This is a genomic window from Actinoplanes regularis (genome assembly GCF_900188005.1).
Taxonomy (GTDB): Bacteria; Actinomycetota; Actinomycetes; order Mycobacteriales; family Micromonosporaceae; genus Actinoplanes; species Actinoplanes regularis.
Genome location: NZ_FZNR01000005.1, coordinates 308,602 through 328,865, shown reverse-complemented (window position 1 = coordinate 328,865; position 20,264 = coordinate 308,602). Strand labels below are relative to the sequence as shown.

The following is a 20,264-nucleotide window of genomic DNA, read 5'->3' as shown; positions in this document are numbered from 1 at the left end:
CTGAATGCGCGACACCCGGTTCCGGGCCGACCTGACGACGGTGTTGCTGCGGTGGGGGCGCATCGGGTGTGTCGGCTTCGGCGGGCCGCCCGCACACATCGCCCTGCTGCGCCGGCTGTGCGTCGAGGATCGCCGGTGGCTCGACCCACGGGAGTTCGAGGACGCGGTGGCCGCCTGCAACCTGCTTCCCGGTCCGTCCTCCACCCAGCTGGCGATCTTCTGCGCGTGGCGGGTGCGGGGCCGTGCCGGCGCGCTCGTCGGCGGAGCCGCGTTCATCCTGCCCGGCCTGATCGTCATCCTCGCGCTCGCCGCGCTGTTCCTGGGTGACCCGCCGATCTGGGTGAAGGCGGCCGGCGCCGGGGCGGGCGCGGCCGTCGCCGCGGTCGCCCTGCAGGCCGGAACCGGTCTGATGCCGCCCGGCTGGCACCGAGCGCCGCAGCACAGCAGCCGCACGCGCTGGACGCTCTACCTGCTAACCGGTGCGCTGGCCGCCGCCACGGTCGGCCCGTGGCTGGTACTGCTGCTGGTCGCCTGTGGTCTCGCCGAAGTCCTGGCGCAGCGAGTGCCCACCGCTGCACGCCGGACGAAGCCGACGCTGCCGGTGCTGGCCGCGGGCGGGGCCGGTGGCGGTGCCCTGCTGGCGCTGACCTGGACCGCGATCAAGGTCGGAGCACTGTCGTACGGCGGCGGTTTCGTCATCATCCCGCTCATGCGCGCCGACGCGGTCGACCAGCACCACTGGATGACCGGCGCCCAGTTCCTCAACGCCGTCGCCCTCGGCCAGATCACCCCCGGCCCGGTCGTACACACCGTCGCCGTCGTCGGCTACGCCGCCGCCGGTCTCGGCGGCGGGCTGTGGGCCGCCGCGGTCGCGTTCAGCCCCTCGTTCGCCTTCATCCTGCTCGGTGCGGACCGCTTCGACCGGCTCCGCGGCAACCGACATGTCCGGGCGTTCCTCGACGGCGCCGGCCCGGCCGCCATCGGCGCCATCCTCGGCTCCGCCGTACCGCTCGCGCTGGCCCTCGACCAGGCCTGGCAGTACGCGGTCCTCGCCGTCGCCACCGGGCTCACCCTCGGGCTGCGCCGGGGCCCCGTCCTGACCCTGTCCGCGGCGGCCGCCGCCGGGATCGTCATCGTCCTGGCCGGCGGCCCGATCTGAGGTCACCGCCCGGCGAAAAGCGGGCCTTCGGAGTACGTCGCCACCCGCCGTCCGCCCGTCTCGCTCAGCGAGAGACCGAGTAGCTTCAAATCTGGACATTTAGCCCCTTCCCGGCACGCCTGCGGTCGTACAGTCGAGGGGTGGCCAGCTGGATCAACCGCAATCGCGTCCGCGTCGGGCTCGCGGTCGTCGCGCCGTTCGCCGTCGCGGCGACCTTGGCGCCCGTGCGCGCCCGCATCGAGATAGTCGACGTCGCGCTGCTGCTCGTGGTGGTCGTGGTCGCCGTCGCGGCGCTGGGTAGCCGGCTGGCCGGATACCTGGCAGCGCTGTCGGCCGGCGCCTGGTTCAACTACTTCTTCATCGCGCCGTATGAGCAGTTCCTGATCGCCGACCGATCCGGGGCCCAGGGTTTCGTGCTGCTCATGATCGTCGGCGCTGCGGTGACCGAGTTGGCGGTCTGGGGCCGTCGCCAGCAGGACGTCGCCAGCCGCGAGGCCGGCTATCTCGCCGGGATCCACGCCGCCGCGGCCAGCGGCGCGACCGGCGGTGGCTCCCGGCAGGAACTGATCAGACAGGTCGCCTCGGATCTGGTCGAGGCCCTGCATCTGCAGACCGCCCGGTACCAATCCGGCGTGGCGGGCCTCGGCGACCCCGCACGGCTGCAACGTGACGGCCAGATCATGTGGAAAGACGTCAGATGGGACGTCGACCATGACGGCCTGCCGACCGACACCGACATCGAGCTGCTCGTCGAGCACGGCGGGCGATTGCACGGCAGGTACCTGCTGCGCGCGGCGCCGCACACGGCCGTGTCCCTCAGCGAACGCCGGGTCGCCCTGACCCTCGCCGACCAGGTGGGCGCGGCGCTGGGCTGAGTTCGACGGTTCGCGGCGGGCGTCGGTCCTGCCGTACCCGGAAGCGCTTGACGCTCTTCCGGATCCCGGCAAGGTTCGCCGTCCGATGTCGTCCGGACTCCGACCTGGAACCGTGCCCGGGACGGTGAGCAGGATAGGGGCATGACCACCGACCTCGCCGTACTCGCCGAGGACCTCACGAAGTTCTACGGCGCCCATCGCGGCATCGAAGGCCTGCACCTCGAGGTCACCACCGGGGAGATCATGGGTTTCCTCGGCCCCAACGGCGCCGGGAAGACCACCACGATCCGGCTGCTGCTGGACTTCCTGCGCCCGACCCGCGGCCACGCCACCGTCCTCGGCCTCGACCCACGCCGCGACAAGGCCCTGCTGCATCGCCGGATCGGCTACCTCCCCGGCGAGCTCACCTTCCCCGGCCGTGAACGGGCCGCCGACCTGCTGCGCTTCTTCGGCGACGCCCGTGGCGGCGTGTCCTGGTCGCACGTCACCGACCTGGCCGCCCGCCTCAACCTGGACCTGTCCCGGCCGGTCCACGCCATGAGCAAAGGCAACAAGCAGAAGGTCGGACTGGTGCAGGCGTTCATGCACCAGCCGGCGCTGCTCGTGCTCGACGAGCCCACCAGCGGCCTGGACCCGCTGATGCAGCAGGAGTTCCTGGCCATGGTCCGCGAGGCCCGCGCCGCCGGGCAGACCGTCTTCATGTCCTCCCATGTGCTCGCCGAGGTTCAGGAGGTCGCCGACCGGGTCGCCATCGTGCGCGACGGACGGCTGGCCGCGGTGGAACGGGTCGAGTCGCTGGGCCGGCGTGCCGTACGCACTGTCGAGATCCACTTCGCCGACCCGGTGGGCCCGCAGGAGTTCGCCGCACTGCCCGGGGTGAAGGACGTGACCGTCTCCGGGCCGGTGCTCAAGTGCACCATGGACGGCCGCCTGGACCCGCTGATCAAGGCCGCCGCCCGGCACGAGGTCATCGACCTGCTGTCGACCGAGCCGGACCTGGAAGAGACGTTCCTGTCGTTCTACTACCACGCGGAAGGAGCCGGCGATGCTGCTGCCCCCGCTGGTGCATAAGAGCTGGCGCGACGACCGCCGGGCGATCCTCGGCTGGGCCGCCGGGGTCACCCTGTTCACGCTGATCTACGGCGGCTTCTACAGTCAGTTCAAAGGGGCCGCGGAGCTCAAGCAGCAGGCCCTGTCGAAGGGCATGCTCGACTTCTTCGGCGTGACCGACCTGGTCTCCCCGGCGGGCTATCTGCAGGCCAGCATCTTCAGTCTGCTCGGACCGCTGCTCACCCTGTTCTGCGCGATCACGCTGATGGCACGTACGATCCCCCGGCCGGAGGAGGACGGCGGCATGGAACTGCTGCTGACCGTGCCGCTCTCCCGAACCCGATTCGCCTGGCAGCGCCTGGCCGCGGCCGGCGCGGTCGCCACCGGCGTCTCCGCCCTTCCCGGCATCGTCCTGCTGATTGTCGTGCCGGTCACCGGCATGGACATCGCCATGTCGTACGTGACCGCGGCATCGGCCGGGCTGGTCGCCCTGACCTGGTGCTTCGGCGGCATCGCGTTTCTCGTCGGCGCCGTCAGCGGCCGGCGTGCCACGGTCCTGGCAGTCACCGGAGCCCTCGCCGCCGCCACCTACATGGCGCACGTGATCAGCGGGATGGCCGGTGGATGGCACTGGCTGCGCTGGATCTCACCGTTCCACTACTTCATCGGCACCGATCCGCTGCACACCGGCTGGCACCCCGCGCACCTGTCGGCCCTGGTCGCGGTCGGGGTTGGGACCACGATCGCCGGAGTGATCCTCTTCGACCGTCGCGACGTCGGTGTCTGACCGGGAGCCCGCCCCGCCGGCGTCACCGGCCGACCGGCCGCTGGCCGAGTGCACGGCGCTGCTGCACGCCCGGGCCGGCGATCGGCTGCAGGCGGCTGCCCGGGTGGGCGCCCGGGCAGCGGACGCCGGCCTGGAACTTCGCGACCTCGTCGACACCATGCTGCGGGCCGCCACCGCCCACTGGGGTGACGCCGGCACCGCGACGGACGGCCCGGCACTGCTCGATTCCGTTCGGCAGATTCTCGGCGGTCTGCTCGACGGATACGCGGGTCAGGCCCGGGCCGAACTCGACCGGCACGGCAGCGAGCGCGTCTCCTTCATCAACGACCTGTTCACCGGCCGGGTCGACCCCGGCCGGCTGGCCGAACGCGCCAACCGCTACGGCATCCGGCTGTCCGCCACCCATGCCGTCATGGTCGGCCGCGGCCACGACATCACCCCGCAGATCACACAACGGATCGACACCGCGCTTGTCGCCCGGTTCGGCGCCGGCAACGTCCTGACCGCCCTGCGCGACGGGGAACTGATCTGCATCAGCGCGGGTGGCCTGCGCGGCGTCGACGCCGAACTCGCCCACCTGCTTCGCGGCGAACTCGGCGCCGGACGCTGGCAGGTCGCCGTCGGCCGCGCCCATCCCGGCCTGGCCGGTCTGGCCGCGTCGCTGGAGGAGGCGCACAACGCGCTCGACCACGCGGCGAAGCTCAACTTCACCACTCCCCTGCTCAACGCCGCCGACCTGCTCGTCTTCCCGGTGCTGCTACGCGACCGGGAAGCGATCACCGACCTGGTCACCACCGTGCTCGGCCCGCTGGCCACCGCCCGCGGCGGTCCAGGACCGTATCTGGAAGTGCTCAATGTGCTCTTCGACAACCAGGGCAACTACACCGCCACCGCCCGCCACATGCACCTGTCGGTCCGGGCCGTCACCTACCGCCTCGACCGCATCCGCGACCTGACCGGCTACCACCCGGGCGAACCCACCCAACGATTCACCCTGCACGCCGCCGTTCTCGGTGCCCGTCTGCTCGGCTGGCCGTAGGCGCACGGTCAGTGGGCGCGATGGTAGTGGTGGACCACCGCGTGGCCTCTGCCGCGCGAGATCATCCACCGGTTGACCGGGACGGTCAGCACGAACGCGACGACCAGGGAGAAGGTCAACGACCCCCAGAAGAGCACGCTGGTCAGTCCGGCGTCCATCGCCCCCGGCACGGCGATCACGACCGTGTTGTCGAGGAGTTCCATCACCGCGATGGAGACGGTGTCGGACGCCAGCGCGACCTTCAGGGCGGTCCGGAAGCCCACCCCGGCGCGCAGCACCCCGCGCATGGTCAGCGCGTAGCCGAACACGAACGCCAAGGTGATCGAAAGTGTCACGGTGGCCGCGTTGTGCAGTCCGGCCGCCGTGCCGATCACCATGCCCAGGATCTCGCCGATGGCGCATCCCGTCAGGCAGTGCAGGGTCGCCGCCGCAGCGGCCCCCCAGGTCGTCCTGCCCGCCGCTACGGAGTTCGTACCGTGGTGATGGTCGTGGTTCATGGGCACCTCCTGAACCACTTCAACATACCCCCATGGGGTATATTCCGAGTGCGCCGGCGGTGACGAACGCAGCGCGCAACTCGTCCTGGCCGAGCCCCGTGCTGAGCAGCAGCCGGAGAAGCACCCGGGCCTTGTAGGGGCTGAGGAAGCCGGCGGGAATCAGGCCACGGGAGAGAAGATCCTGTTCGGAGCCCGGGAAGCCGTAGGTCCGGGTCGCCACCGAGCCCGCGCCGGTACGGGAGGTCAGGACAACGGGAATTCGTCGTGCGGCCGTCTCGAGGTGGCCGACCCACGATTCGGGGACGTGACCGACACCGAAGCCGGCGATGACCAGACCGTCGACCTGGTCGATGATCGACGGCAGGAGGCCACCGTCGTCGCCCAGCGTCGCGGTGTACAGCGCTACCCGGGCCTCGGCACCGGTTCGGCTCCCGGCCGGGAGCGTAAACCCGCGGGCAGGCCGGTTGATGATCCGCGCCCGCCCCTCGACGAGGTATCCCAGCGGCCCGCCGTCGGGAGACACGAAGGTGCCGGTGCTCATGGTGTGGCTCTTGCGGACACGGGCGGCGGCATGGATCTCGTCGCTGAAGACCACGACGCAGCCGAGGCCACGGGCGTCCGGGCTCGCGGCCACGGTGACGGCCGCGAGCAGGTTGGCGGGCCCGTCCGCACCGGCCAGGGTCGGGTTGCGCATGGCACCCGTGACAACGACGGGCTGCTCGCCGGCGTGCAACAGCCCGAGGAGGTACGAGGTCTCCTCGATCGTGTCGGTGCCTTGCGTGACGACCGCCCCGGTAGCGCCGGCGGCGAACTCCTCGGCAAGCACCTCGGCCAGTTCGTGAAGGTCGCCGAAGGTCAAGGACGCCCCCGGCCGGTTCCGGACGGTACGTGCCTCGAGCTCGACGTCGAGACCGAGGAGGCCGGGTACGGCGTCGATGAGATCCTGCGCGGACAGTCTCGGCTCCACGGCGCCGCTCGCATTGGCGGTCATCGCGATGGTGCCGCCGAGCCCGACCATCAGTACACGCGGTCTCGAGGATGCTGCTGGTGTCACCAAGTTTCCTCATCGAAGGTCAGGCCGTCAGCGGGCGGCCACGGCGGTGATGAGCACGAGTACAGACGCGATCATCTCAATCATGCCGACGTGTCCGGGTGTCAGCCGGTACCGGGGAAGCACGGCCGCTCGAATCAGCAAGAGAACAAGAACGGCGCGATCGGGCTGCCGAGAAACGTTCGTGGCCGGGACCCGCCGCGGCGGGCCTGGTCGCCGAGCCGCCTTGTGCCCGTGGCGCCTGCCCTGCCCGTACGGGCGCTCCCGGATGTGGCGACGCTGGCGCGTGACTAACGTCGTCCTGGTGCCAGACGACAACGCCCATGGACACCAGATCCGTATCGTCGGCTGCGCGGACACGGACGCCGCGCTGAGTCTCCAGCAGCCGCTGGCCCGGCTGCTCTGCCCCGACGAGTCCCATCCGCCGCCCTGCCCGGTGCCCTGGGACTTCAGCGTGACTGACGACAAGTCGGGCCGGATCGTCCTGCTGCTGCTCCTCTGGACGACCGGGGACACCGCCGCGGAGGCCGCCGGAAGGATCCAGGCGCATGTCGGCCCGCGGCTGACGGTCAGCGTGGCGCCAGGTGCCGGGGAAATGTTCGACACCGTCGCCGAGCAGTACCGTATCGAGCGCAGCCCGCACTGACACCGCGACGGGCTCGGCCGGCGGGCTCAACTCGTCGCCGAAGTGACCGATGGAACCAGCCGTGCATCGGCTAAAAGGACCTCGGTCATGGGTGGCGTGGCTGATCGTCGGAACCGTGGTCATCGGCGCCTACTCGTTCGTGCCGGTGGACCACTGGCTCAGCTGGTTGATCTACGACGCCTTCTGCGTCACCAGCGTGGTCGTGCTCCTAACCGGTGTGCGCCGCCGGCGGCCGGCTCACAAACTGCCCTGGTTGCTGTTCGCCGCCGGTCTGAGCCTGTGGGCGATCGGCGAGCTGATGTTCACCTCCTACTTCTATGCGGGGGAGGAGCTCTACCCCTCCCCCGCCGACATCGCCTTCTGCGCCGGCTTTCCGCTGTTGATCGCCGCTTCCGTGCTGCTGGTCCGCGGGCGTGCGCGCGGCAGCGACCGGAGCAGTCTCATCGACGCGAGCATCGTGTCCACCGGTGTCACGCTGCTCAGCTGGGTCTACGTGATCGGGCCACTGGCCCAGGACACCTCGCTGAGCCTGGGCGAGTCGATCGTTTCGATGGCGTACCCCGCCGGCGACCTGCTGCTGCTCTGCATCGCGATCCGGCTGTTGATCATGCCCGGGACACGCACCGGCAGCTACTGGCTGATCACCAGCGCGCTCGTCTGCGTCCTCGCCGCCGATACCGTCTTCACCGGCCTGGTCAGCGTCGGCAGCCAGCAACTCAGCCTGGTCGCGGATCTCTTCTGGCTGCTGACGTACCTGCTCTGGTCGGCGGCCGCCCTGCACCCGGACATGGCTCAGCTGTCGGAGCCGCAACCGGCGCCCACCGCCAGTCTGAGCCGGCGCCGGCTGGCCGTGCTCGGCACCGCCTCACTGCTGGCCCCGGGTGTGCTGGCGCAGCAGGGCGCCAGCGACCCCACCAGCATCGACTGGGCGCCCATCACGATCGGCGCGGTCCTACTGTTTCTCCTGGTCATAATGCGTATGGGCCTTTTGATCCGGCAGACCCTGACACAGGCCGACCAGCTGGCGACGCTGGCCAACCGTGACGCCCTGACCGGCATCGCGAACCGGCGTCGCTGGGACGTCAGCCTGCCCGACCGCCTGGCGACGGCGCGACGCACCGGCCAGCCGGTGACCGTCGCTCTGCTCGACCTCGACCACTTCAAGCGGTACAACGACGCCCACGGGCACCCGGCCGGAGACGCGCTGCTGCAGGCGGCCGCGTCGGCGTGGCAGGCGGCCCTGCGTCCGGACGACCTGCTGGCCCGTTACGGCGGCGAGGAGTTCGGCCTGATCCTGAGCGGCACCGACCCCGACAACGCCGCGCTGCTGGTGGAATACCTGCGACAGGTCACCCCGGATGGGCAGACGGTCTCCGTCGGGGTAGCCACCTGGGACGGCAGGGAAACCGTTCAGGAGCTGACCGGGCGAGCCGACGCGGCGCTTTACTCGGCGAAGGCCGCCGGCCGCAACACGATGATCTGCGCCCCGTCCCCGTCGGCAACGCCGCTCGGCCCCGTGCCGGACCCGGGCCATCCGCCGACCCGGGCCGCCGTCGGCTGACCGCTCGTTGCCTTGGTGCACAGCCACAACCCAACCGGCAGCGGCACCGCGCTCTTCTCCACCGCCTCGGCCGGAACCCAGGACAGGACCACGGCTAGTCCCAGCACGGGCGCTCGAGATGGACTTCGTCGATCTGGATCCACGCGTCCTGACCCAGCGCCCAGAAGCCCGCGAAGAGGTTGTACCTGCCGGTGACGGCCGGACGGAACTGGACCCTCAAGGTCCGATACCGAGTGAGCGGGCCGAATTTCACCTCCGCGACCGGACGCTGGGCCTCGTTCCGGAATCCGGTGTAACCGTCCCGCACGTTCCCCGAACTCCGAATAGCGACGGTCAACGTATGCAGCTCGCCCTTGTACAGATAAACGGATTGCCGGATCGCGTTCCATCCGCTGACGTTCCGCGCCCAGGCATTGTTTGATCCGGACAGGCTGTAGCCTTTTCCTCGATCAATTCCCACTCGCCCCTCGCCGATCCAGGGCGACCGCACCGATCCGGACCGCTGTTGCTCGAATCCGGAATCCCGGGGCAACGCCAGGCAGATCGCGTGCGCGGCTTTGACACCGGTCAGGGTGGTCGCGGCGACGACCACCGCCGTTATGAACGCAATCGCCTTCCAGACTGACACACGCATCGTCATGTCCGCTCCTGTCCGGCCCGCGGTCAACCGTAAAAACCACGGTAAGGTATCACCGCGGACATCGAATCGGCCTGACCGCGAAAGGGCGAGAATTCACGCTTTCGCGGACCACCTCAAAAGATGGATCATACGAGGTTCGGTAAGTACATTTGCGCAGGCACATTCCGCCGGAAGGGACCCTCGGATGACCACAGACCTGGACTTCACCGCGTTCAAGGCCGTCAGCTTCGACTGCTACGGCACGCTCATCGACTGGGAGACCGGCATCGCGGCCGTGCTGGCGCCGTGGGCCGCCGAGCAGGGGCTCGGACTCGGTGGCGAGGCGTTGCTGCTGGCGTACGCCGACCACGAGGCCGCGGTCGAACTGGAGCAGCCCACGGCGCTGTATCCACTGGTGATCGCCGAGGCGTTCCGGCGCACGGGAGCCCAGCTTGGTCGCGCGGTCAGCGACGAGTGGGCACAGCGCCTCGGTGACTCCGTACCGGAATGGCCTGCTTTTCCGGATTCTTCCGACGCCCTGGCCCGGCTCGCTCGGCACTACCAGCTGATCATCCTGTCCAATGTGCACCGGGCCGGCTTCGCCGGCAGCAATCAGCGGCTGCGGGGTGACTTCGCGGCGATCATCACGGCTGAGGACGTGCACGGTTACAAGCCGGGCGACAAGCACTTCCGGGCGCTCGACGAGACCCTGCCGCGGCTCGGCGTGAAGCGCGAGCACCTGCTGCACGCGGCGCAGAGCCTGTTCCACGACCACGTCCCCGCCAAGCGCGAGGGTCTGCCGTCGGTATGGATCAACCGACGGCACGACAAACCCGGCTGGGGCGCGACCCCGGAGCCCGACCAGGCGTGGAGCTATCAGGCCGAGTTCCCCTCCCTGGGCGCGTTCGCCGACGCGGTCGACCGGGCCTTCGCGGCCGGGAACGGTCAATGACGGCTTCGCTGACCCGAGGCGGTGCTGACCCGCTTCCGGTCCGCCGGCGGGCGGCTGACGCGTGGTCGGACACGGTCACGACTTGGCGGGGAGAAGAGCAGCAGGTTGTTGCCCGCAGTGTTTCGGCTTCGCCGGCGAACCTCACTCGCGATCGAGGTAATGAGCGACCGTCAGGAGCAGGAGCACGGTCCCCGCGAAGGCCGTGCCGGCGGTGAGGACGGCCGCGGGCAGTTTCGCATCCCCCGCAAACGCGAGCAGACCCGCCAGGGTGCCCGCGATGAGGGCGAACAGCGCCATGACAGCGATCCACAAGAGCCGGTGATCGGTGGGCGGCGTCGCCTTCCGGCTCGCTGAGGAGCGCTCTGAGGACTCCTGGGAGGTTGCGTCGGTCATGGTGGACGGTCCTTTCGAACGCCTGCCGATTCTCTGCGTAAAGAATCGAGGCCCGGGTGAGGTGCTTTGATCGCATCCAGAATTAGCCTCCTGAGCTGCGTAAACGAGTCCTTGAGACGAGTTGAGACAAAATGATGCATAACTCTACGTAGTTGAACTGACCAGATTCGACCGGATCCCGTGGGTCGAAAAGCCTCCCCCGAAGAGGGCGTTGTGTCACGCCCGCTCCGGATGCCACGCTGACACGATGAGACGCAGTGTTACAGCGCGAGACGAATAGTCGGGCATGGGCAGACTGCAACGTAAGCGCGTCAGCGGTGAGCCCCCGGAAGTGACCGCGTTCTTCGACGCGATGCTCGAGCTGCACCTGGCGAGCGGGAGGAAGAGCACCCGCGACATCGCGAAGGAGATGGACGGTAAGGCGGCACACGCGACCGTCCACAGGGTCTTCACGGGCCGGCGACCGCCCACGACGTTGAGGATCGTCGAGGCCGTCGTCGGACACCTCGACCCGGACAAGCTGGCCTCGATCAGGGCCCTGTGGATCCTCGCCGTCCGGGCCTGCGAGTCGCCCTCGCCCGAGGACGGCGCCGAGCAAGCCGGCGTTGTGCCTCCCCTGCTCTTCAGGGCGGTCCACCAGCCGCCGCGGCTGGACGACCAGGTCGGCCGCGAGCCGGCAAGCGTCGCCGCACGCACCGCCGCCTACTTCCACGGATGCCAGCGGGGCCGCGAGGACCGCGCCAACGCGGAGGACAGCGGTCGCCCTCCATCCGATCACACTGCCGTCCCACCGGTCCTGACCACGGCCGGCCTACCCCAGCGAGTACCCCTGCCCGTCCGCCACCCGCCGCAGCCGGACGAACCTCCCGTACCGATCGTTCGCGACGCGGCAAGCCTCGCCGCACATACCGCCGCCTACTTCCGTGCGAGCCAGCTCGGGCCACTGGGTCAGCGGGCGGCAGAACCAACCCGGACGACATGAGTCAGCCCTCGTCCGACCCGGGCGTCACGTGACACGGTTGGTCTGGTAGGCCCACATGGCGAGTTCGACGCGGTTCCGGGCCCCGAGCTTGGTCATGAGCCCGGTGAGATGGAACTTGACCGTGCTCATGCTGATGTGCAGGTCCCCGGCGATCTCGGCGTTCGTCCTACCCCGCGCGACCCTGTCCAGCACGTCTTCCTCCCGGTCGGTCAGGGCCTGGACCGGCTGAGCCGGGGTGGTGGTGGGGCCGCCGGTGGCGAACGTGGCGAGCAGCCTGCCGGTGACGGCCGGGTCGATGAGCGCGTCACCCTGCACGGCGGCGTGGATCGCCTGGACCAGCTGGTCCGGTTCGGCGCCCTTGAGCAGGAAGCCGCGGGCGCCCGCCTGGAGAGCTCCGTAGATGTACTCGTCGGTGTCGAACGTGGTGATCACGACGACGGCGATCGGATCGGAGATCTCCGGTCCGGCGAGCAGACGGGTGGCCTCGATGCCGTCCAGGACGGGCATCCGGATGTCGAACAGGCACACATCCGGCCGCAGGCGGCGGGCGAGCGCGACGGCCGCACGCCCGTCGGCCGCCTGCCCGACCACCTCGATGCCGGGCTGGCCGTTGAGGATCGTCGACAGTCCCGCCCGGACGATGCCCTGGTCGTCGGCGATGAGGACGCGGATGTTCATGTCGCGGCGCCTGCGCGGGGAAGGACGGCCCGGACGATCCAGCCGTGATCCGGATTCGGTCCGGCGGTGAGCGTGCCGCCCAGGAGCGTGACGCGTTCGGTCATGCCGACCAGCCCGAATCCGGACGGACCGGCGGCCGCGGGGGCGATGCGGGCCCCGTCGTCGCAGACCGTCAGCTGGACCTCGGTAGCGCTGCCGGTCACCTCGACCCTGACCCGGGTCGCCTGCTGGGCGTGGCGCTGGGCGTTGGTGATCGATTCCTGCGTCACGCGGTAGAGGGCACCCTCGACGGCGGGCGGGAGGTTCGTCAGGTCACCGTGCAGCTCGACGTCGATGCGCAGCGTCTCGGTGCCGTCAGCGGCGATGTCTCTGATGTCGGCGATCCGGCGCTGGGGAACCAGAGACGGCTGCTGCTGACGGTCGCGTAGAGCGCTGACCATCATGCGCATCTCCGCGAGCGCCCGGGCCGCCTCGCGGTTGATGGTTTCGAGGGCTTCCGTCGCTCCGCTCAGCGACGATGACCGGGCGAGAAACAGGCCGGCCTGGGCCTGGATCGCGATCGCGGAGACGTGGTGAGCCACGGTGTCGTGCAACTCTCGAGCCAGCTGTTCGCGTTCCTGAAGTTTGGCCTGCACGATCAACTGTCCGCGGGCGATGGTCCGGTAGCGCACCGAGGCCCCGAGAGCAGCGGCCAACAGCACCATGGCGATCCCGGCGGTCGTCTCGGCGAACCCGGGGAAGTCGACGCCGACAATGGCTGCCAGCGCCACCGCGACGACCGCCATCCCGATGGCCACCTCGCGGCCGGCGCGCCACCGCAGAAGCGAGTAGACCAGCACGAACACCGCCCATCCGCTGTGCAGGACCACGGGTTCGGCGCCCGCCACGAAGGCGGCGACGTCGAGGACCGCGAAACCTCCGAAGGCGAACACCACCGCGGGGAGTGGATAGGTCCGCCGGACGAGGACCGCGAGCGCCAGGCCACATCCGAACACGACGGCTACCGGCCGCCAGGCCAGGTCCCGGAAAACCGCTTCGAACACGAGCACGATCAACACCAGCGCGGCGAGGGCCCGGTCGCGCCGGGTGTACGGCGACGGGCGCCGCGCGGCGGCCCACAACGTCGTCGCGGGGTTCCACACGACTGCCACAGTAGCGATCGGGCGTACCTTGCGTACCCGCCGAGCGACCAGCCGCCTACCTGGCCGATGAGCCAGGGAAGCACCGGCCACAGGACTCGGGCGTCCCACCGCCCGTGCGGCTGAGGCTGGGGACCGGCCACCGCTACGGCTGCCGGAAGGAGACGACCCGTGAACGGAAATCAGCCGAACGAACTCCTGGACACCAGGATCGACGTCAAGATCGTGCTCTGCGGCTTATGGGTCACCACGCTGTTCGTGTTCGCCTACGTCGACATCTTCGGCTTCTACCGCGCTGATGTGATCAACGGAGTGCTCGCCGGCAAGGTGTCCGGCACCGGGTTCGCGATCGACCAGACGTTCCTCGTGCTCACGACGCTGTACATCGCGGGTGCGGCGATGATGGTGGTCGTCTCGCTGCTCGCCCGGGCGCGGATCAACCGGATCGCCAACATCGTGGTCAGCCTGCTCTACGTGGTGACCGCGGGCGCCTCGCTCATCGGTGAGAGCTGGGTCTACTACATCGTCGGAACCCTGATCGAGACAGCGCTCCTGCTGGTCATCACCCGGGTCGCCTGGGCGTGGCCGACACGACGCGGATGAACTTCTTCAGGAGCCGCCGGCGGTAGCCGATTGGTTGTCACACGCGCAGGAGTGCTTTCCTCGTCAAGAAAGTCGTCGGTGGCGCTCAGTGCCCCGGGCGCGGTGGCCGATGTCCGGTGGTGATGAAGCTTTCAGGCGTTGAGACCAGCGCGGCCGTCGGCGCCGTTGCCAATCCGGTGCGGCTTGCCGCGGTGGCGGCGACGGGCCTGCCCGGTCACAACGATTCGCCGGTGCTGGATCGCATCAGCGGGCTGGCGGCGCGACTGCTGGGTGCGCCGGTGACGCTGGTGTCTCTGGTCGAGGCGGAACGGCAGTGCCTGGTCAGTCACGTCGGCCTCGAGGAGCCGCGACTGACGACGCGCGAGACCCCGATGTCGCACTCCTATTGCCGGTACGTCGTCGAATCCGGCGAGCCGCTCGTGGTCGCCGACGCTCGTGAGCATCCTCTGCTGCGGGACAACCCGGCGATCGTGGAGTATGACGCGATCGCCTACCTCGGGGTGCCGTTGCGTTCGCCGGCCGGGTTGGTGCTCGGCACGTTGTGCGCGGTCGACACGACGGTGCGGCAGTGGACGGACGCGGACGTGGCGGTACTGCAGGATCTCGCGGCTGCCGCTGCCGCGGAGATCGCCGCCCGGATCAGCGAGCACGACGCCGTCGCGGCCGCGACCCGTACCCAGATGATCATCGACAGTGCGCTGGACGCGTTCGTGGCGGTCGACGGCACCGGCGTGGTCACCGGCTGGAATGTCGCCGCCGAGCGGATGTTCGGATGGAGCGAGCCGGAGGCGCTCGGCCGCCCGATCAGCGAGCTGATCATTCCCGAGCGGTTCCGGCACGCGCACGCCGCCGGGCTGGCGCGGGTGGCCGGCGGCGGCGAGTCGACGCTGGCCGGGCAGCGGGTCGCGGTGCAGGCGGTGCACCGCGGTGGCCGCGAGTTCCCGATCGAACTGGCCCTGTCGGTCCTGCCGCAGCCGACCGGCGGCCCGGTTTTCCACGCCTTCATCCGCGACATGACCTCCGTGCGGCGCAGCGAGATGCTGCGGCAGCTGGAGTACGACGTCGCCGACGCCCTCGCGGGTACGCGGAGCGCGGCGCAGGCCGCCGGGGCGGTCGTCGCCCGCGTCGGCGAACGCCTGGCCTGGCCGTATGTCGAGTATTGGCACCTGGACAACGCCGGCACGCGGCTGGTGCGGCTGGCCTCCTGGTCGCAGGAGACCGACCGGACAGCCCCGATGCGGGCCGTCGACGCGTTCGCCCGCGGCGAGGGGCTGGTCGGTCAGGTCTGGGCGCAGGGCACGGCGCGGTGGATCAGCGACCTGCCCGGATCCGCGCTGCCCCGAGCGGCGGCCGCCGGCGCCGCGGGCCTGCGCAGCGAGGTGGCTGTGCCGGTGCGCAACGGCACGGACGTGGTCGGGGTGCTGACCGCGTTCGACCGGCACAGCGGCGAGGCCGACGACGAGCTGACGGCCGCGCTGGACACGATCGCGGCGCACATCGGCCAGTACGTGCATCGGCGCCGTGCCGAGGAGCTCGAACTCGAACTGGCCCGGGCCCGCCGCGACTTCGACCGGGTCGTGGCGGGCGTGCGCGACTACCTGTGGACCGTGCGGATCACCCCGGACGGCGAGATGAGCCTGGTGTACGCCAGCCCGAACGGTTCGGACATCTTCGGCGGGCCGCCCCCGGCCGACGGGAACCTCGCCCTGGTCGGGGCCGACATGGTGCACCCCGACGACCGTCATCTCTTCGACGCCTTCCACGTCCGGCTCTGCGCGCAGCAGCCGGCCGAGGTGGAGTGCCGGCTGGTCGGCGCTGACGGGCTGGTGCGCTGGGTGTGGAGCCGGGCGACCCCACGTCACGACGACGGCGAGCTGTTCGTCGACGGCGTGTGCACCGATGTCACCGAACGCCACCACGCCCAGACCCGGCTGCGGCAGCAGGCCGAACTACTCGACCTCGCGCCCGTCGCGGTCATCGTCCGTGACCTGGACAGCCGGGTCACCTACTGGAACCGCGGCGCCGAGACCACCTACGGCTGGGACAGCGACGCCGCGCACGGCCGGATCACGCACCGGCTGCTCGGCACCCGCTTCCCGGACGGCCGCGTCGCCGTCGATGCCGCGCTGGTCGATGCCGGCCAGTGGGAAGGCGAACTGGATCACCTGCGTAGCGACGGCACCCGCATCACCGTGCTCAGCCGGCAGGCGATGCAGTACGACGACGAAGGCCGCCCCGCCGCGATCCTCGAGGTCAACGTCGATGTCACCGGCCGCAAGCTCGCCGAGCGCCGCCTGGCCGACAGCGAGCAACGGCTGCGCAGCCAGTTCGCGCTCGCCACCATCGGCCAGGCCACCCTCACCCTCGACGGCACGTTCCTCGAGGTCAACCCCGCTCTCGCACGGATGCTCGGCCGCCCGGTCGCCGCGGTGCAAGGCCACCGTCTCGACGAGCTCACCCACCCCGACGACCGTGCCGAAAGCCGCCGCATCGCCGCGCGGCTGTTCGCCGAGGAGGGCGCCGACGACCGCCACCAGCGGCTCCTGCACGTCGATGGGGGCATCGTCGACGCGCAGATCGGTATGTCGCTGGTCCGCGACGCCGACGGGCGCCCGGTCAACTTCGTCGCCGTCGTGCAGGACATCACCGCCCGGCTGGCCGCCGAACGCGACCGGGATGCCGCCGCCGCCGAACTGGTCGACCGGAACGCCGAGCTGCAGGACAGCAACGCCCAGCTCGCCGCGGCCAACGTGCTCAAGCTCGACCTGATGGGCATGCTCTCGCACGAGATCGGCACCCCGCTGACCGCGATCGCCGGCTACGCCGAAGTGCTGACCGACACCCGGGACAGCCTGGATCGGATGCAGCGCAAGGCCGTCGACGCGATTGCCCGCGGCGCACGACGCCTTGATCTGCTGCGTGGCGAGATCCTGACCATGTGCACACTCGACGCGGGCCGGCTGCAAGCCACCCCGGAGCCCGTCGCGCTCGCCCCGGCGCTGGCCGAGGTTCTCGGCGGCCTCGACCTCGCTGTTCCCGTCGAGTGCCCGGCTCTGCTGAAGGTGCTGGTACACCCCAGCCACCTGCAGCAGATCGTCACGAACTTCTGCACCAACGCCGGCAAGTACGCCGGCGGAGTCACCGCGGTCACCGTCGAGCAGCACGACGACACCGTCGTCATCGGCGTCCACGACGAGGGTCCCGGCGTCCCCGAGCACCTGCGTCCGGAGTTGTTCGACCGCTACACCCGGGCCGCCGGCACCGCCAAGGTCAAAGGCCACGGCCTGGGCCTGTACATCGTCAAAGCCCTGGCTGAGGCCAACAACGGCACCGTCGGCCACCGGCCCGGCCGGCCGGCCGGCAGCGTCTTCACGCTCACGCTGCCAAAGACCACCAGCCTTCAGGACCCCGAAGTACCGGAGAACACGCGACGTCCTCAGTTCCCCGGCACAAGGTCGCCATCGCCTCCGGGAGGTGCCCCTGTCGAGATCAACACCTTTCCTTGGTACGTCGGCTGGCGGCGAGGTGGGTGACGGCATCGGCGACGGCGTCGACCTCGTCCTCGGTGTTGTAGTAGTGCGGCGAGAGCCGAAGCGCCCAGGCGACGTCCTTGTCGGCGAAGTCGTACTGGGCGAAGTGCCGGTAACTGAGCGCTGAGCTGATCCGGTGGGTATCCAGGGCCTGCTTGAACGGCGCCGGTTCCCAGCCGGCGACGTCGAAGGTGACCAGCGCGGCCGGGTTCGGGCCGCGATCGAGCACGCGTACGCCGGGAATCCGGGTGAGCCGGTCGCGTAGCCGGGCCGCCAGGGCGGGAGTTCGCCGGGAGATCGACCTGACGCCCACGCGTAGCGCGTAGCGGGTGGCGGCGGCGCTGCCGATGAGGGCGGCGTAGGGGAACTCCCAGTCCTCGAACCGCGCCGCGGTGTCGACCGGGCGATAGGTGTCGGGACCGGTCCAGCGCGCGCCATGCATGTCGATGAACAACGGCTCGAAGCCGCCGCGCAGGATCCGGTCGGCGACGTAGAGGAAGCCGGTGCCGCGGGGTCCACGCAGGAACTTGCGGCAGGTGGCGGTCAGGAAGTCGCAGCCGATCTCGTCGACGTCGATCGGGAGCTGGCCGACCGACTGGCAGGCATCGACGAGGTACACCAGGTCCAGGTCCCGGCAGTGACGGCCGATCTCCGCGACGGGCTGGACCAGTCCGGAGTTGGTGGGGATGTGGGTGACCGCGACCAGTCGTGGGCGCCGTCCTCGCATGAGCCGCGCCATCGCGGCGACGTCGACGCCGCCGTCAGGGTCGTCGGGCGCGTGCACGATCTCGACGCCGAACCGCTTGCGTAGCGACAGGAAGGCGATCTGGTTGGAGATGAAGTCGTTGCGGGTGGTGAGGATGACGTCACCGGGCTCGAACGGGATGGACGACAGCGCCCGGGTGTAGGCGTCGGTGGCGCTGGCGGCGAAGGCGATCTCGCCGGGCCGGCTACCGATCAGCTCCGCGGTCGCGGCGTAGAAATCGCTGATCTCGCCGGCGCGGGCCTCGGCGGCCTCGTAGCCGCCGATGCGCGCCTCCAGGTCCAGGTGCTCGACCATCGCCTGGTGCACCGGCCGGGCGAGCAGGCCGCAGCCGGCGTTGTTGAAGTGGATCACCGACCTGCAGCCAGGGGTGTCGGCCCGTAGGGCGGCGAGGTCGAGCAGCGTTTCTCCAGGAGCGGCGATAGCGCTATCGTGTTCTTTCATGTTTGAGAGTAGCACTATTGCCGCTCTGGTCTCCGTGCTCCGGGCGGAGATCGCCCGGCTGGCGCCTGGTGACCGACTGCCCAGCAACCGGGACCTGGTACGTAGTCACAGCGTGAGCCCGGTGACCGTGGCGCGGGCAGTCGCGGCGCTGGCCGCCGAAGGCATAGTGGTGACCAGGCCCGGAAGCGGGACCTTCGTGGCGGGCCGCCGCGCGCGCCCGCCCCACGCCGCGATCGACACGTCGTGGCAGACGGTGACGCTCGGCGACCGCAGTGTCGACGCTCGCACCGTCACCGACCTGCTCAGCCCGCCACCGACGAGCACGATCCCTCTGGCGGGCGGCTACCTGAACCGCTCCCTGCAACCGACCAAAGCGTTGAGCGGGGCGCTGAGCCGGGCAGCCCGGCGACCCGACGCCTGGGACCGCGCACCAACCGCCGGACTGGAAACACTGCGCTCCCAGTTCGCCCGGCTCACCGGCGCCGACGTCGACGTCGACGACGTACTGATCACCAGCGGTGGGCAAGACGCCCTGTCCATGGCGTTTCGATCCATCGCCGCGCCCGGCAGCCCGATCCTGGTCGAGTCGCCCACCTACCAGGGTGCCCTGGCCGCTGCGCGTGCCGCCGGACTACGCCCCGTTCCCGTCCCGATCGACGCCGACGGCATCCGCCCCGACCTGCTCGCTGACGCGTTCGCGACGACCGGTGCCCGGCTGCTCTACTGCCAGCCGACCTTCCACAACCCGACCGGCGCGGTTCTGTCATCCGAGCGCCGCCGCCAGGTCCTCGACATCACCCGCGCCGTGGGGGCGTTCCTTCTCGAAGACGACTTCGCGCGGCTGCTCGGCCACGGCGAAGCGCCGCCCCGCCCTCTGCTGGCCGACGACGACGACGGCACGGTGGTCTACCTGACCTCCCTGACCAAGCCCGCGTCACCGAGCCTGCGCATCGGCGCGCTGATAGCCCGAGGTCCCGTGGCTCACCGGCTGCGAGCGACCAGACTCGTCGACGACTTCTTCCTCGCCCGGCCGCTGCAGGAAGCCGCCGTCGAACTGCTCAGCACACCGTCGTGGGATCGGCACCTGCGCGGGCTGGCCACCGCGCTACGCGAGCGCTGCGCCGCCCTCGCCACCGCGCTCGCCACGGAGATTCCGGAATGGACGCTCGCCGGCGTGCCCCGGGGAGGTCTGCATCTGTGGGTACGCGTACCGGGCCCCCTCCGGTCGGCTACCACGATCGCCGACGCGGCCCTGGCAGAAGGCGTCGCGGTCAGCGCCGGCACCGGCTACTTCGCCGCCGAACCGCCAGGAGCGTATCTACGCCTCGGCTTCGCGGCCACGACCGACCTGGCCCAGCTGTCCGAGGGCGTGCACCGGCTGAGCAAGGCGGCAAGGCACCTGGAATCGAGGGATGGAACGGCACCGTCCGCCACCCCGCGTAGAGGTTGGACCGACTAGGTCCCGCACTCTTGCCAGGAGCGGACAGCGCCATCAG

19 protein-coding genes are annotated in these 20,264 nt (G+C 70.3%); 12 read left to right on the top strand and 7 right to left on the bottom strand.

Features of this window, described 5'->3' with window-relative positions:
* The first annotated feature begins 4 nt into the window (after positions 1-4).
* The 5 genes from chrA to CHC09_RS16545 all read left to right on the top strand — a co-directional run bounded on the left by chrA (position 5) and on the right by CHC09_RS16545 (position 4,910).
* Positions 5-1,159, top strand: a complete 1,155-nt coding sequence (chrA, locus tag CHC09_RS16565) for a chromate efflux transporter (protein WP_089293989.1) — start codon at positions 5-7, stop codon at positions 1,157-1,159.
* Between the two features lie 140 nt (positions 1,160-1,299).
* Complete coding sequence (locus CHC09_RS16560; protein WP_179277136.1) at positions 1,300-2,034, top strand: DUF4118 domain-containing protein; 735 nt, start codon at positions 1,300-1,302, stop codon at positions 2,032-2,034.
* A gap of 141 nt (positions 2,035-2,175) precedes the next feature.
* Complete coding sequence (locus CHC09_RS16555) at positions 2,176-3,105, top strand: ABC transporter ATP-binding protein (RefSeq protein WP_089293987.1); 930 nt, start codon at positions 2,176-2,178, stop codon at positions 3,103-3,105.
* Positions 3,080-3,871 carry an ABC transporter permease subunit gene (locus tag CHC09_RS16550; protein WP_239138245.1) on the top strand — a complete coding sequence of 264 codons (792 nt, stop codon included), beginning with the start codon at positions 3,080-3,082 and terminating at the stop codon, positions 3,869-3,871. The genes CHC09_RS16555 and CHC09_RS16550 overlap by 26 nt, the downstream gene beginning before the upstream one ends.
* Positions 3,864-4,910, top strand: coding sequence for a PucR family transcriptional regulator (locus CHC09_RS16545; protein WP_089293986.1), 1,047 nt, complete (start codon positions 3,864-3,866; stop codon positions 4,908-4,910). The genes CHC09_RS16550 and CHC09_RS16545 overlap by 8 nt, the downstream gene beginning before the upstream one ends.
* An 8-nt stretch (positions 4,911-4,918) precedes the next feature.
* Here CHC09_RS16545 and CHC09_RS16540 read toward each other — a convergent pair whose 3' ends face one another.
* A complete protein-coding gene (locus CHC09_RS16540) occupies positions 4,919-5,407 on the bottom strand; it encodes a DUF4396 domain-containing protein (protein ID WP_089294201.1) in 489 nt (162 codons plus the stop codon).
* 19 nt (positions 5,408-5,426) lie between these two features.
* Entirely contained in the window at positions 5,427-6,425 is a 999-nt protein-coding gene (locus CHC09_RS16535; RefSeq protein WP_089293985.1) for an asparaginase, read from the bottom strand.
* A gap of 337 nt (positions 6,426-6,762) precedes the next feature.
* Here CHC09_RS16535 and CHC09_RS16530 point away from each other — a divergent pair, with 337 nt between their 5' ends.
* The gene (locus tag CHC09_RS16530; RefSeq protein ID WP_143232375.1) at positions 6,763-7,104 is read left to right on the top strand and encodes a hypothetical protein; all 342 of its coding nucleotides are present in this window, start codon (positions 6,763-6,765) and stop codon (positions 7,102-7,104) included.
* Between the two features lie 91 nt (positions 7,105-7,195).
* A complete protein-coding gene (locus tag CHC09_RS16525) occupies positions 7,196-8,665 on the top strand; it encodes a GGDEF domain-containing protein (RefSeq protein WP_179277135.1) in 1,470 nt (489 codons plus the stop codon).
* A gap of 94 nt (positions 8,666-8,759) precedes the next feature.
* Here the strand turns inward: CHC09_RS16525 and CHC09_RS16520 are convergent, their stop codons facing one another.
* Positions 8,760-9,305, bottom strand: coding sequence for a hypothetical protein (locus CHC09_RS16520; protein WP_143232374.1), 546 nt, complete (start codon positions 9,303-9,305; stop codon positions 8,760-8,762).
* 184 nt (positions 9,306-9,489) lie between these two features.
* Between CHC09_RS16520 and CHC09_RS16515 the strand changes: the two genes are divergently transcribed.
* Positions 9,490-10,236 (top strand): HAD family hydrolase, encoded by a 747-nt coding sequence (locus tag CHC09_RS16515; RefSeq protein WP_203833090.1) that lies wholly within the window; start codon positions 9,490-9,492, stop codon positions 10,234-10,236.
* A 141-nt stretch (positions 10,237-10,377) separates the two neighbouring features.
* Here the strand turns inward: CHC09_RS16515 and CHC09_RS16510 are convergent, their stop codons facing one another.
* On the bottom strand, positions 10,378-10,629 hold the full coding sequence (locus CHC09_RS16510; RefSeq protein WP_089293981.1) for a hypothetical protein: 252 nt from the start codon (positions 10,627-10,629) through the stop codon (positions 10,378-10,380).
* Positions 10,630-10,915: 286 nt separating this feature from the next.
* On the opposite strand from CHC09_RS16510, the gene CHC09_RS16505 reads away from it, so the two are divergent.
* Positions 10,916-11,611: a hypothetical protein gene (locus CHC09_RS16505; protein ID WP_089293980.1), complete on the top strand. Its 696-nt coding sequence runs from the start codon at positions 10,916-10,918 to the stop codon at positions 11,609-11,611.
* Positions 11,612-11,635: 24 nt separating this feature from the next.
* Here the strand turns inward: CHC09_RS16505 and CHC09_RS16500 are convergent, their stop codons facing one another.
* Both CHC09_RS16500 and CHC09_RS16495 read right to left on the bottom strand, forming a co-directional pair.
* A complete protein-coding gene (locus CHC09_RS16500) occupies positions 11,636-12,289 on the bottom strand; it encodes a response regulator (RefSeq protein WP_089293979.1) in 654 nt (217 codons plus the stop codon).
* Positions 12,286-13,431 (bottom strand): sensor histidine kinase, encoded by a 1,146-nt coding sequence (locus CHC09_RS16495; protein ID WP_203833089.1) that lies wholly within the window; start codon positions 13,429-13,431, stop codon positions 12,286-12,288. Before CHC09_RS16495 ends, CHC09_RS16500 begins: the two co-directional genes overlap by 4 nt.
* Before the next feature lie 168 nt (positions 13,432-13,599).
* Here CHC09_RS16495 and CHC09_RS16490 point away from each other — a divergent pair, with 168 nt between their 5' ends.
* Complete coding sequence (locus tag CHC09_RS16490) at positions 13,600-14,031, top strand: DUF6326 family protein (protein ID WP_089293978.1); 432 nt, start codon at positions 13,600-13,602, stop codon at positions 14,029-14,031.
* 122 nt (positions 14,032-14,153) lie between these two features.
* Positions 14,154-17,564 (top strand): PAS domain S-box protein, encoded by a 3,411-nt coding sequence (locus CHC09_RS16485; RefSeq protein WP_239138269.1) that lies wholly within the window; start codon positions 14,154-14,156, stop codon positions 17,562-17,564.
* On the opposite strand, the gene CHC09_RS16480 is transcribed toward CHC09_RS16485, so the two are convergent.
* Positions 17,521-18,768, bottom strand: coding sequence for an aminotransferase class V-fold PLP-dependent enzyme (locus CHC09_RS16480; RefSeq protein WP_089293976.1), 1,248 nt, complete (start codon positions 18,766-18,768; stop codon positions 17,521-17,523). The two genes, CHC09_RS16485 and CHC09_RS16480, sit on opposite strands and share 44 nt — an antisense overlap.
* On the opposite strand from CHC09_RS16480, the gene CHC09_RS16475 reads away from it, so the two are divergent.
* Positions 18,767-20,227 (top strand): aminotransferase-like domain-containing protein, encoded by a 1,461-nt coding sequence (locus CHC09_RS16475; RefSeq protein WP_089293975.1) that lies wholly within the window; start codon positions 18,767-18,769, stop codon positions 20,225-20,227. The genes CHC09_RS16480 and CHC09_RS16475 overlap by 2 nt on opposite strands.
* The last annotated feature ends 37 nt before the right edge of the window (positions 20,228-20,264 follow it).